Raw genomic sequence first — 14,027 nt, 5'->3', positions numbered from 1 at the left:
GTCCCCTATCAGAGGAATAACAAAACCGATTTAAGCCAATTTTCGGTCAAATTCAGGCAAATTAGCTGATTTAATGCTACAAATTTTAATGTTTTTAATGTTTTGACCTTTTTTGACCTTTGTTTGATCTATACTTCAAAATTCAGCACGATTAGTATATGTTTAGGCCCCACGTTCCATACAAGCCAGCAATTTCGCTTTCATTACAACGCCAAAACATCCTACTCAAAAAGAAATGATATAATGAAGGTCAAATAACGACCATTTTTCTTACGGGAGACCAATTGTATGCAACCAACCTATACTATGGATGATACGCAGTGGAGTAAGCTCATCCAGAATGTCGCCTATTATTTCGATGACCTCACCCTCAAACGAGGGTTCCAATATTATAAGCAAAGCCGTATTCGTTCGTTCACTATGACGGAGCCATCTAAGATCAATGCCCTTGTTGAAGGTAGAGAGGATTACCGCGTTACTATTGATCTGGACAGCTTCACTCGGTGCCATTGCAACTGCCCTGTTTCAGGTCATTGCAAGCATATGGCCGCTGTGCTGCTCAGTTTTGCTGAACAACAGAATAGGTCTGTACAAGTTCTAGCTAACGCCAAAGCCGCATCTTTTCTCCCAAAAACATCAAGTAGTTCACCTGTCGGAACCGATGGAAAGCACCAGCAGCAGCTAAAAGAACATGCCAGCCGTATCGCTGACGGAGGCATCACGGAGTGGCGCGAGTATTTTGCGTTCTGCATCACGCCTCTGGCACATACCACTCGGAATCCTGAATATGTAGATCGAGCATTATCTTCCATTACTAAATTCAAGCCGAAGTTATCACCGGAAATGGACAAGCTATTTACTCTGCATGCCCATCTTTTTCTTCTAGAAAAGCTGGCTAAGCCTTCCGCCAATCTGCCCGGTCAGGTCGCCTTCACCTCATCACTTGGCTATTACACGCAAGTAGCGGTCTCTGAACTACAGGAAGCAATCACACGTCTGTTAAAAAGCACACTCCCGCTGTCGCCCGAGCAAGAGAAGGAATACGATCTGTGGCCGCATATCGTCGAGACCCTCTCCTACTTGCGGCGTGAGATGTTGACGGAGTCGCGCGATCGCTTGCGGGATCAACCCTCTTTTTCACTGTGCTATGACCTGCTGTGGAGAAACTGGATTTATCCGAATACAGGCGGAACTAAGCTTTATCTGGATGAAATCAAACAGCTTCAGCAGGCAGAAAGTGAATTAGGCGCTTCCCTGTCACGCCATGCGTGGCTATTAGCCCAGAGCCGCATGTATTTTTATCTGAAGGATGACCCAAAGGCTTGGGAATTACTGAATAAGGCTGCAGAGCGCCCAGGTCTCCATCCTGATGAGCTTATGAGCTTCACCTCCCCGCTTCTGGATGCAGGTGAATGGTCACGCTTGGTGGGCTGGCTTGCTCAGATCGGTCCACTGCTGAGTAGCAGACTCTATAATCTGAATAACTATTCGAACAGATGGGAAGAGGCCGTTCGCCACCGTCCTGAAGCTGAGCCGCAGATGTGGAATACATTAGCCACCATGTTACCTATCTCTGGAGAAGTATACGAAGAGAAGTTAATTACCTATGAAAAATGGCAGACATGGATGGATTATCAACTGTCCATCGGTAAGCTTCCTTCCGAATTTCGTGTTACAGACCTCCAGCCTATGGAGAAAAACGCACCCGAAGTTCTACTCCCTTTCTACCATCAGGCCGTCGAAAGATTTGTGCTGGATAAGAATAGACATAGCTACAAGGCGGCTGTGAAACTATTGAAGCGATTATCCAAGCTGTATAAAAAAATGAAACAAGAAGAACGGTGGGAAGAGTTCCTCATTGCCTTCACCACAAAGCACAGCAGACTCCGTGCGCTGCAAGAGGAGCTTCGGAAAGGAAAGCTAATACCATGAACATGCATTTGCGCACACTGACCATCCGGCTTGCATTAAGCCAGTATGGCGACGCTTTAATATACGGAATGAATGAAAGAGAAGATCTCGTGCCCAGTTTGCAGCTTAAACAGCGGTTATTCGCCTGGCATGAGGCGTCTTTTTATGGAACGGAGTTAACGGTTCAACCAGCTGGCGAAGGTGTAGAGCTAGTGATTCTACCTGCGGAGCAGGTCATCCCTTTCTTTGCAGAGCAGAAGCTGCTGGCGCATATCGAATGGAACTGGGAGGGCGATGCGGCTCACCTGACTGAACTGGCGCCACTTCTGACTATATGTCTGGAGAACAAACAGTATATTCCAGATATCTCCGCTTATCGCGCTGGGAGGTTGCAATGGACCTGGGATGAGGGCGCTTTTGCGCAGGTGGCAGTGGAGAATGACACTGCCAAAGGGGCCCTTGAGGCGCTAAATGGCGGCAACGAATTTAGCCGTGGGTTACGCGCGGCGTTCTCCGCCGCCGTATCGCAGAGGTATTACAGCACGGAGGCCGAGGCAGGCGACCTCCGGAGCGAATTCCCGCTTCTATTCGATAGAAGCGGGGCCCTTGCAGCGGGCATGGATACCGCTGCATGGCTTATCGCCATTGGCTGGAAGGCGGATACCGCGCCTTTCCGGCCTGCACTTCAGCTGCTGGAGCCGGAAGGGGATGAATCCCCTTGGCGGCTGCAGCTGATCCTTCAGGACAAGCGCGATGAATCCGCGCTTGTTCCCATCAGGCTCGCCGATGATGGCGAGCCGCACGGCTTGTGGCCGACAGCATGGTCGGCCCACGTGCACGAACGCGCCGCGGGATGGCTGGAGCGCCTCCGCGGCAGTCTGCCGCCCGAGCGCTTCGCGGCGGGCGGCGACGTGCTGGCCGAACCGCTCAGCGATGCCATCGCTTGGCGGTTCTTGACGGCCGAGAGCCAGCGGCTGCTGGAAGCAGGCTGGCAAGTGCTGTTGCCGGCGTGGTGGGAAGCCGCCAGCCGGAAAAAACCGCGCCTCCGCGCCAAGATCAGCTCCGGCGAGGACAAACGCAGCGGCGGCGAGTCGCTGTTCGGCCTCGATTCGATCATCGATTTCGATTGGCGAATCTCCATCGGCGACGTCGACCTCACCGAAGCTGAATTTGCCGAGCTGGTCGCAAGAGGAGAACGACTCGTCCGCTTCAAAGGCAAATGGGTCTCGCTCGATCCCGCGCTGCTGGCGCAAATCCAAAGAGCCATGGCTGGTATGGACAAGTCGCAAGGCTTGTCTTTCCAAGATGTGCTTCAGCTTCATTTGCTACAAGCGAGTGAGGAAGCTGAGGCTGAGGCTACAGAAGAGCAGCTTCAAGAGGATGCTGCGCGCCTGCGGCTCGAGGTAGAGCTAAACGAGCATTTGATCAGTCTCATTGGTCAGCTCGGCCAGCGCTCACAATGGCCGAAGCCTCCAGTGCCCGCAGGACTCCAGGCAGAGCTACGCACCTATCAGCATGAAGGATATGCTTGGCTGACTTTCCTGCGTCAATTCGGTTTGGGGGCTTGTCTAGCCGATGATATGGGGCTTGGCAAGACCGTCCAACTCATCGCATATTTACTTCATATCAAAGAAAATACCGATCCTAGCTCATCCCGTCGCCAGACCGACCCTCCGGGTTGGCCTGCTCTGATCATCTGCCCTACCTCCGTGCTGGGCAACTGGCAGAAGGAATTGCAGCGCTTCGCGCCTTCTTTGAATGTGATGCTTCACTACGGAAGTCGCCGTTTGGACGCAGGATTCTTCTATGGCGCTGCGTCGCAAGCTGACGTGGTACTCACCTCTTATGCGACTGCAGCGCTTGATCAGGAGTTGCTGAAGGAATTCACTTGGGCGGCGATTTGTCTGGACGAAGCACAGAACATCAAGAATGCTCAAACGAAGCAGTCGGTAGCTGTGCGCAGCTTCCCCGCTTTACACCGGATTGCGCTGACAGGAACACCTATAGAGAACAGATTATCCGAGCTGTGGTCCATTTATGATTTTATAACCCCAGGTTATCTGGGTAGTGCCAAAGCCTTTAACGACCGATTCAGTAATGCCATTGAGAAGGAACGTGACGAGAAACGTACAGCGGACCTACAGAATCTCGTGAAGCCGTTCATGCTACGCCGTAAGAAAAAGGATCCTAACATTCAGCTCGATCTTCCAGATAAAAACGAGATGAAGACCTATGTCCATCTGACAGCTGAACAAGCTGCGCTCTATGACCAGACCGTGAACGGACTGCTCGACCGTATGCAGAAGTTGGAAGGTATTGAGCGTAAGGGCGCTATTCTTGGGGCTTTGACCGGACTTAAGCAGCTATGTGATCACCCGATGCTTGTGACTAAGGAGGCCCTCCCTGAAACGGATTCGGACAACAAACTGGATACCAGTCTACTCATTAACCGTTCCTCTAAACTTGAAAGACTGCTGGATATGGTTAAGGAACTGCGTGCAGAGGATGAGCGCTGTCTCATCTTTACGCAATATGTCGGGATGGGAAAAATGCTTCAGGCTGTTCTACAGCAGGAGCTTGGGGAGCCTGTCCTTTATTTGAACGGAAGCACCTCCAAACAGGCGCGTGACCGAATGATTGAGCGATTCCAGACGCCTACACCTTCCGCGGACGAAGGGTCCAGACGTCCAGATGCACCACCGTCTGATCAGCCGAATGTATTCATCCTTTCTCTCAAAGCCGGAGGTGTCGGTCTGAACTTAACCGCAGCCAATCACGTATTTCACTTCGATCGCTGGTGGAATCCGGCCGTTGAGAATCAGGCGACAGACCGCGCCTATCGGATGGGCCAGACGCGTGATGTACAGGTGCATAAGTTCATCGCTCTCGGGACGCTCGAAGAAAAGATTGATGAGATGCTGGAGAGTAAGCAGCAGCTAAGCGATAATGTCATCTCCAGCTCCGAAGGCTGGATTACCGAGCTGTCTACTGAGGCTTTGAAAGACCTCTTTACATTACGGCGAGGCTTAACAGACTAATCTTAACGCTTGCAACGACCATCAATAGGAACATTCGCATCTACGCGGATGTTCCTTTTTTCAATCACTAGAATTTATCTTCAGTACTGGATTAAAGAACGCTCACCATTGCTCGGACATCTTAAAGGTGACTGCGAGATCATCATCACCTGAAAGTGAGTTAACCACCAGAGTAACCGGCTCATTCTGAAGCTCGTAAGAGAGCCGCTCGTTAAGCAAATTAACAGCCAAATTCGCATAAGCACCGGAGATTCCCGATCCTGTACCTTGCATAATCACCTTTCCACCCGTGACCGTAGTGCAGGTGTAATTCACCAGCAGTGCCGTGTCCGTGACAGGAATATCCGTAGTTGGCGTTGGGAAATTTTCGAATGTCCCATCCAGAATACCACCTGCGACGACCATATATCGCACAGGTCTTTTGGATAGAATATCTAAAGCCGCCGGTCTAATCTCAGCCGCAAGACCTTGTGGAATAGTAAAGGCAGAACTCCTCATAAAGCTAATTGCCGCGAAGTCAGTCGATGTAACCGATACGTTATCACGGATTTCCGAGGTTATACGGCTTACTTGAAACACTTCCAGATTAACAGCCGTCCAGACACCGTTCACATCCACAAGAAAAACCTGAATCTTCAATTGGTCCTGTGAATACACAAAATTAAATTGGAATAAATCCTCTACAATAGTGTAGGTCTTGCTTGACGTTTCCCGATATTGCAGCTCAAATAATTCTTCAATAAAGACTGTCTGAGGACTTGCACTATTGGCTAAACCCGTTAAATAACAAGCCGCGCCAGCTGATCCATTGTTAACCACTTTGATCACAACTTGATCTATTGGACGAGTACCGTCGACAGGTAAATTAATGATGGTGTTTGTAGAGAGGACAGGCAATGTCTTCACACCTCCTATTCATATCAAATTATATATATATGGTATGCAATCATTTTTTAGAATTCTTGGATTGATATTAAAATAGAGATGTGCTCCACCGAGCATAAAATACAGATTTGCCACCAAATAAAGGATGTGGTAAACTCGACTTAACTTTTTATGAACGGAGGGTTACGTGTGATAGACTTTATCCGAGTTAGAACTTTGCGCGGCTAATTGAATAGCGCTAAAGCTCTGCCCATGTGCAGAGGACTCAGGATAGGTCTACCCATTTAACTCCATAGAAGCCAATAAACCAACTGCTGCTCGTAAGGGATTAGGTTATCATTTCCCTACGCCCCAGCCGTTGTTTAATTCGATATATCTATGGAAGACCCTAATGTCGTAACGGAGATTTCTCCTTACACATTTGTTCTGACGTCCTCTAACGAACCGTAAGCACAGGCAGATGTCCTGTGTTTTTTTGCGTTTACTATTTACTACTGGAGGATGAATAAATATATGGAACAATTACGAGAAAAAGCTATTATAGTCGGTGTCCAGCTACAAAACGAAACAAACTTCGATTATTCGATGGAAGAACTCAGTAATCTGGCAGCTGCCTGTGACCTAGAAGTTGTCGGAGAACTTAGTCAGAAGGCAAGCCGGATCAACCCTTCCCACTATATCGGCACAGGCAAAATCCAAGAAGTATCTGCGCTCTTAGAAGCGCATGATGCTCCTATTGTTATTTTTAATGATGAGCTGTCTCCTTCACAGATTCGCAATTTGGAGTCTTCTCTAGGCCGTCAGGTCATTGACCGAACGATTCTGATCTTGAATATTTTCGCAGAACGAGCAAAGACCAAAGAAGCACAGCTGCAAGTAGAAGTAGCCAAGCTGCAGTATATGCTGCCCCGCCTGACAGGTCTCCGAGAATCCCTCGGAAGACAAGGCGGTGGTGCTGGGCTGAAGAACAGAGGCGCTGGTGAAACGAAGCTGGAGCTGGATCGCAGAAGAATAGAAGAACGTATTTCAGCGTTACAAGTTGAGCTTCAACAGCAAGTAGCAAGGCGCCAAATTCAGCGAAAGCAGCGGCATAAGAATGAGGTTCCTGTCGTCTGTCTCGTCGGCTATACAAATACCGGCAAGTCCAGCTTAATGAATGTGATCGTGGAGACGTATCATCCCGGCTCTAATAAGCAAGTGTTCGCCAAGGATATGTTATTCGCTACACTGGAGACATCCGTTCGGAGCATTGAGCTACCGGATCACAAAACCTTTTTATTAACAGATACCGTCGGATTCGTCAGCCAGCTTCCCCATCATCTGGTCAAAGCCTTCCGCTCCACGCTCGAAGAGGTGACCGAAGCTGACTTATTGATTCACGTAGTCGATATTTCCGATCCACAGCATGAGCAGCATATGGCCGTCACTGATGAGACTTTGAAAGCGCTCGGCGCGGACCAAATTCCAACGGTTTATGCTTACAACAAAGCTGACCTAACTGACTTGCCTTACCCTCACCTTGAGGGTGACAATGTCTATCTCTCTGCCAAACAAAATAGTGGGGTAGCTGAACTTACAGATCTGATTCGCAGCCATGTGTTTACGGATTATGTACAGTGTGAAATTCTGATTCCATTTGATCGCGGCAATGTAGTCTCCTATTTCAACGAGCATGCCCATGTTCAATCCACTAGCTATGAAGAAACAGGCACACGGCTTGCGCTAGAATGTAGAAAATCTGATTTCGAGAAATTCCGCAACGACTTTGTTGAGCTTTAGGCTATTAGACACAGCAAAGGGGCTGTCCCATAAGTCATAATGACTCAGGGACAGCCCCTTCTTTTTCTTATTGGTGGAGCTGAATCCGGTTAACTACCCGAAACATTTCACTTAGTGTGCAAGTAATTTATCCAACAAACGAATGATCATCGCAACCGACTCCGCACGGGATGCAGCATCATTTGGTTTGAACAATTCGTTGCCTTTACCAGTTACTATGCCAGCAGTTGCAAAAGCATTGATTTGTTCTGAAGCCCAGTTCGTAGCTACATCCAAAAATAGATTGGATGCGTTAGGAACATAGTTTGTCAGACGAGCAAGCATTGCAACGATCTCAGCGCGGGAAATTTCTTGATTCGGATGGAAAGAACCATCACTGTAACCCGTAATTACCCCTTTAGCTTGTAATGCTGCAATCGATTCTGAAGCCCAATGCCCTTGCGTGTCAGAGAAAGATGAACCGCTTGAATTCGGTAGACCAAAAGCTTTTGCTAGCATTGTGGCGAACTCGGCGCGAGTTACCTTTTGATTCGGATGGTAAGAACCATCACTATAACCCGTTACAATCCCCATCTTAGCTGCACGCTCCACTACAGAGGCACTCCACGATGATGCCGGAACATCCGTAAAGTTTATAGTGGGAGCAGACTTCTCTTTTTCCACGATAGCTTTAACTCCATCTACATTTACCTTGTCGTTGAATACCGGCTTCGACGCTGTTGGCTTCGATGTCGATGTTGGCGGTGTTGGCATCGCTGTTGGCTTCGGTGTTGATGTTGGTGTAAGCGTTGCTGTTGGCTTTTGTGTAGATGTTGGTGGCGTTGATGTTGAATTCGGTGTTGGTGGCGTTGATGTTGGTGTTGGTGTTGGTGTTGGTGTCGGCGTTGGTGTCTCAGTTTCCGTTGTTTTCTTGACAGAAAACTCATCGATTAATGTACCCGCACTTGTACGTGCCTCCACATGAATCGCATCCGCAGTAATTTTAATAGCGGAGTATACAGGAACGTCTTCATCAAAAATATAATTCAAATAATTATATTGGGTGCCATCATAGAATTTCCAGCCTGAAGCACCACCATCAAGGTATACAGTACCCTCATTGGTAGCTTTATTTGGCTTTCCATCCATCATTGGATAGGTACGCGCATATACATGATCATGACCAACCAGAACCAAATCGACTTTTTTCTTTTCTAATATGGGTGCAAAATAGGTTTGGGTGTACTCAACAAGGGATTCTCGGCCATTCTCTGTATGATAAGCTGGACGGTGGAACATAACGACAGTCCATTTTTTATCATTCTGATCCAAATCGTCCTTTAACCATGCTGCTTGATCAACCATCTGTTCCTCTGTGCCTTCTGAGTTCAATACGACAAAATGAGTATCATCGACTTCATAGGAGTAAGCATATTGCAGTTGGGATTCTGGTCCGTTTTCCGGGAAATTCGCACCTTTGGTGAACACATCCTTCCCTTCACTCTTCACATCATGGTTGCCCAGTGTTAGTGCAGTCGGGAGTTTTGTTGCATAAACAGAAGATGCTAGCCAGAACTTTTGCCATTCTTCGAATGCGCCGCCCACATCAACCATATCTCCACCATGCATAATAAACTGTGTTGATGGATATTGTGTCAAAGCGTTAGTCATTAGCTCTTGATAGATTTGTAATCCTGGCAGTTGATTCGTATGGGAATCCGTAATAAACAAGAATGAGGTCGGTGTTGATTTATCCTGATCGACAGTAGAATATTCATGCCACTCCGACCATTTGTCTTCATCGCCTACACGATATTTGTAAGTGGTATCTGCTTTCAAGCCCTTAACCAGGACATTATGAAACCGGATTTCACCCTTCGTTCCATTTTCCTTCATACTAAGCACCTGCAGCTCACTTTCAGCTTGCTGCTGCTTTACTTTATTGTTGTCTGGGCTTGCACCTGCTCCCCATTCACCAGTTTCGATGTATTGAATATACGTAGAGGTTTGATCTGGTTTTGTTTGCCAGGCAGCACTCAGTTGTGAAGACATATCCTCTGCGACATAGGTTTGAATATATTGCGGTTCATTCATACCATACTGCTCTACAACTTCATAATTGACAACCTTACTGTTCTGATCACCGATGACTGCTTGTACCTGATAGGTTCCAAGTGCCAATGTAGTGAGGTCTGTTATTAACTGTCCTTTAGCATCTGTTTTACCAAGGCTGCCGCTCAATAACTGACTACTAACATCAGCTTCAGAGATATAACCTGTTGTTTGTCCGTCTGCGAGAATAACCTCGTAAAATCCATTCTTAGCTGCTGTTGAAGCATAGTAACGTTCACCATCATTTGCAACCATGATTACATTAGAAGATGTATCATCATCCTCATATACACTAGACGTAACAGTGTTAACTGTAACGACTGAGCTTTGCTTTAATAATCCAGTGAAAACAATATCCGCACCTTCATACGGATTGCCTCCATGGTCTAACACTGTAAAGGTAGAAGGTGTACCCAAACCAACTCCCGTCATTTTTAGCTGATAAGGGAAACCGATTGTATAATGAATAGGCGCAGCTAATGGTGTACTCGTCTGAACGCCGCCAGCAGTAAGACTCGCATTACTCATTGTTATGGTTTTGTACGCTTCACCACGCTCTAAGACGGCATGAGAGCTCACTCTGAAGTTAACAGTAACGACATTTTGAGCTGCTACTATTACGTTATCAAGTGCTACTTGAACCATGCCGTGCTCATTATCAATATCTGAGGTTAGGGAGACTCCAGCCGCCTGAGTAATGCTTTCAACTTGAAGGGTGCTTGCATCATAATTTAAGCTGAATTTTGCCTGCTCTGCTTTCAAGTAATCTTTAATATTAATATGAACAGGATAGATTTCATTACTTACTGCTTCTTCGTCTGCAGTCATGAACAAACGCTCTCCTGCATTTATTGTGAAGGTGAGTTTTTTGGTTGCCGGGTTACCATTCTTGTCCTTCACTTCAATCACAAGCTCATGATAACCGCCATCTACATATTCTCCTGGGTAAGTTAATACATTTGTATCTGGAGAATAGTGCACTTCATCCGTGATATCCGTTCCATCTAACTGAACAGATAAGGTACCCAAATCCAGACCTGATCCGTTATCTGTCAGCTCAACCTTCAATTCATCAAGTGGAGTGTTTAAGACTTCATTTTCAACAGGGGCTATAGGTTTAATGGCAGGAACGTCCTTATCCTCATCAACTTCATCATAGATAAAGGTAATATCATCTACCCAAATAGAGCCTTTGTTTTTCTTGCTCATATTCGATTGTTTCAATTGGAAAAACAATTCAAGAACAATCGGACCCGGTTTACCCTGCGGAATATCTGCCTCGATATATTTCCAGCCGGACCAGTTGATACCCACTTGATTTACATCATAAAATTCTGCCTGGAAAGAAGATCCGCCTAGATCTCTAAATTTTGTCGTCAGCAAATGTCCTTCATTGTTTGCATAAACCCACATGCCTACTTTAGTAGGGTAACCTGTAACTGGGATATTCCCCGTTTTATACCCGACTTCAATTTGAGAGGGGTTATCTACTATGCCGATCATATCGTAATCAATTCTAGCCGAATATTGCCCATTTCTTACAAGCTTCTTGTTATCTTCCAAATGCAGCGTAGCATTATACATACGTTTAGGATTAAATTTCACATCATTGATTCCATCTTCAAAGTCTTCGACCAGGATGGATGGCGTAGTATCATCTGCTGCGTAGACATAATTATTTTGACTAAAGCCTGTATTAAACCCTCCTCCTAGCAACGTTATCGCTGATGCAATCACTATTGTCTTACGTAATGTATTCATGCGCTTATCCTTCCCCCTTGTTAGTAAAGCATTGATCAATGAGTACTATAACAGTTCAATGTAAAATTAAACCTTTGCTATTATTAAAGATTTAAATTGTATGCATGACGTAATATGCAAGAGTCACAAAGAGGTGGCAATACAGCTACTCAAGCTTTAATGACTACGAACTAGAACTATTGAATCCACACGAAAAAAAGACACCCTAGATGGTGTCTTTACTGAAACTACGTATGACGGACAAACGGATGGTGAAGTGATTTTTCAGGAAGATTACTCTTCTTGGTACCCTCTTAGCTGTTAAATCTTATAAATGTAGCTTCTAGTCCCTATTCTTGAAAACACAGTGCACTCAGAGCCTCTATTTTCCGCCATGGGTAAGACAGAACCTGTAGATAGTCGCTGTAAATAATTAAAATCAGGATGTATCGACTCATTCGTAAGAAAAGCTGAGGTATTGCTTCCGGGCGATCTTTCCTCATTAAGAGAGGCTATGATGACTTCTGCAGTGGTTATCCCAATGCCGTGGCCATAATACAGGTCTTCTTCAAGCTTAACAGCATTCTCACCCTGCCACTCTGGCTTGCTAGGCGCATGATCTGGATTCCTGAAATACACAATATCTCCCCGCAGCATCTGATCCTTATTATAGTTCGTAACTAAGCGCAGATTCTCGTCGTAGTTCCAATCCCATAAGAATAAATCCTTAAAATACCTATTAAAGGCTTCTTCACCTATAGCTTCAATTGTCGCCCTGTACATAACAATGACCATCGCTGTCGCACATTCGAAGGCATATAAATGTCCGTTCTGAAAAATGTCTTTAATCCCCACCGAAGGCGCCACACCAGCGTTCAGCTGTAGTCCTCCAATATCTGTACGCGTCCAAAACTGCGGGTTGCAGCGCGACTCATCAAATGTTGCAAAATCCGCTCCACTGTTATTTAAAGCTTCCGCCGATTCCACGATGCTGTCTCTCATTTTCCGTTCAAAGTCAAGGGCATCGGGTGAACGAACTTCCTTCACCATGCTTAGTCCCTCCAATATTATAGGTTCTAAATATAGGTTATTGTACGTGTTCGCTGCCCAGTTGGTGCTTAATTCATTTATTCCCCTGACTCAACAAACCACTGATTGAGCTGCCTGGTCTCTTCCGTCAAAATATCCAAATATATAGAAGTGCGGTATCCCGTATCCTTTAAGCTTTTTCCCGTAATCTCTGCTATGCGATTTAATCTGTACAGCAATGTGTTGGTATGAATATGTAAAAAAGCGGCGGATTCCTTCAAGTTTCCACTGAGTGATAAATAAACGGCAATCGTTTTTAGAAAATCACTTTTATGCTCGCGATCATGCTCTTTTAGCGGATACAGTAAAGGACTTTTACGGGTCCGACTACGTTTTTGCTCTATAATAGCCGGAACATACGCCCAAAATCCAATATCCTCATACAATAGTAACTCTCGGCCATGAAAAGGCAGCAGCTTCTTGATTTCCAGAATGGAACCCGCTTCCCAGTACGCAATGGCTGCCGACATATATTCAGTGTAATCCAGGCTACAGCCTGCAGCCAGCATACAGCTCTCACTCTTACGCATATCCTCGATAATTTTGTGCATGAACGAATACAGACCACCCGTCCCTTCCATGCGAAAGCTGAATGAAAACAATATAATTAACCGATTGTGCTCAGCAGTCAGAAACAATAATTTCAGCCCCGGATAGGAGGTCATAGTTTGCCGAAACCGAAGTACGAAGTGGTCATTGATGACCTTGTCACTCTCAAACACGCTAATATAATATTTGTCAGGCAAAAGAATCGACCAAACTTCCGCGTCCTGCTTGATATTCGCTTCATTGTCATAATGGGAGGTAAGCAGCTTCCAGAAAAAATCCTCCTGCGTTTTCTCCTGCTTCGTCTTCCAACCCCGTTGCTTCAATATATAACGACCAACGATGGCCGCCGCTTTCTCTACAATATTCTCTGCGTGACCTTCAACTAGATTGCCTGCATCCACTACCCATATGTACCCGAGTATTTCCTTCTGATGTTTGATGCAAATAGCGAGTCGGGGGCCAAGACCTACCTCCATGACCGCAGGAATCCGAATCGGACGTGTAGCGCTCTCAAGCTGCTGCATAATCCCCTTCTTGCGTAAGCCAATAATCACAGCGTTAGGTACACGCTTTCCAATAATGGTCGAAATTCTCGCGGAATCACTCTCAAATTGATGGGAGCTGTATCCGATCACATGATGATTGCTGTCCTCAATCGTAACTTGGGATTGAAGAGATTCACTAATCGCATCCGCCAACGATTCCATACTATCGAAGAAACGATCAAACAATGGATCCTTTTCCGTCACTAGCCCCACCCCTGCCTGAAAAAATAGCCGAACCTTGTACTCTAGAGTGATTTTATTATAGTATGCGTGCTCCCAGCTGACTATAAGATAATGGGATGGGGGCGAGATGGTGGGACCTTGAGATCGCCGGGTGGAGGAGTTACGAGGTTATAGAGTTGCGTGGGGGCGGAGTTGCTGAGTTACGGGTTACGTTGGT

General features: G+C 46.3%; 7 protein-coding genes. 3 read left to right on the top strand and 4 right to left on the bottom strand.

All coding sequences use genetic code 11. The features are described 5' to 3' along the window. The first annotated feature begins 288 nt into the window (after positions 1-288). Complete coding sequence (locus NST34_RS01365; RefSeq protein ID WP_076286641.1) at positions 289-1,932, top strand: SWIM zinc finger family protein; 1,644 nt, start codon at positions 289-291, stop codon at positions 1,930-1,932. After that, on the top strand, positions 1,929-4,949 hold the full coding sequence (locus NST34_RS01360; RefSeq protein ID WP_341126978.1) for a DEAD/DEAH box helicase: 3,021 nt from the start codon (positions 1,929-1,931) through the stop codon (positions 4,947-4,949). Before NST34_RS01365 ends, NST34_RS01360 begins: the two co-directional genes overlap by 4 nt. Positions 4,950-5,051: 102 nt before the next feature. Here NST34_RS01360 and NST34_RS01355 read toward each other — a convergent pair whose 3' ends face one another. Beyond that, the gene (locus NST34_RS01355) at positions 5,052-5,855 is read right to left on the bottom strand and encodes a hypothetical protein (RefSeq protein WP_143764147.1); all 804 of its coding nucleotides are present in this window, start codon (positions 5,853-5,855) and stop codon (positions 5,052-5,054) included. 492 nt (positions 5,856-6,347) lie between these two features. Here NST34_RS01355 and hflX point away from each other — a divergent pair, with 492 nt between their 5' ends. Next, positions 6,348-7,613, top strand: coding sequence for a GTPase HflX (gene hflX, locus NST34_RS01350; RefSeq protein ID WP_076286644.1), 1,266 nt, complete (start codon positions 6,348-6,350; stop codon positions 7,611-7,613). Positions 7,614-7,724: 111 nt separating this feature from the next. On the opposite strand, the gene NST34_RS01345 is transcribed toward hflX, so the two are convergent. The 3 genes from NST34_RS01345 to NST34_RS01335 form a co-directional block, all read right to left on the bottom strand. Then, complete coding sequence (locus tag NST34_RS01345) at positions 7,725-11,465, bottom strand: S-layer homology domain-containing protein (RefSeq protein WP_341126977.1); 3,741 nt, start codon at positions 11,463-11,465, stop codon at positions 7,725-7,727. A gap of 300 nt (positions 11,466-11,765) precedes the next feature. Then, positions 11,766-12,494: a protein-glutamine gamma-glutamyltransferase gene (locus tag NST34_RS01340; protein WP_076286645.1), complete on the bottom strand. Its 729-nt coding sequence runs from the start codon at positions 12,492-12,494 to the stop codon at positions 11,766-11,768. A gap of 77 nt (positions 12,495-12,571) precedes the next feature. Continuing rightward, on the bottom strand, positions 12,572-13,831 hold the full coding sequence (locus NST34_RS01335) for a PucR family transcriptional regulator (RefSeq protein WP_081382945.1): 1,260 nt from the start codon (positions 13,829-13,831) through the stop codon (positions 12,572-12,574). Between the last annotated feature and the right edge of the window lie 196 nt (positions 13,832-14,027).

Source organism: Paenibacillus sp. FSL H7-0714 (assembly GCF_038003765.1).
GTDB lineage: Bacteria > Bacillota > Bacilli > Paenibacillales > Paenibacillaceae > Paenibacillus_AQ.
The sequence above is the reverse complement of the archived record's forward strand: the minus strand, read 5'-3'. Positions and strand labels throughout refer to the sequence as shown.

Excerpts from the sequence above, each read along its gene's own strand:
- NST34_RS01365 (WP_076286641.1), top strand. The coding sequence starts at position 289 with ATGCAACCAACCTATACTATGGATGATACGCAGTGGAGTAAGCTCATC.
- NST34_RS01360 (WP_341126978.1), top strand. The coding sequence starts at position 1,929 with ATGAACATGCATTTGCGCACACTGACCATCCGGCTTGCATTAAGCCAG.
- hflX (WP_076286644.1), top strand. The coding sequence starts at position 6,348 with ATGGAACAATTACGAGAAAAAGCTATTATAGTCGGTGTCCAGCTACAA.
- NST34_RS01345 (WP_341126977.1), bottom strand. The coding sequence starts at position 11,465 with ATGAATACATTACGTAAGACAATAGTGATTGCATCAGCGATAACGTTG.
- NST34_RS01340 (WP_076286645.1), bottom strand. The coding sequence starts at position 12,494 with ATGGTGAAGGAAGTTCGTTCACCCGATGCCCTTGACTTTGAACGGAAA.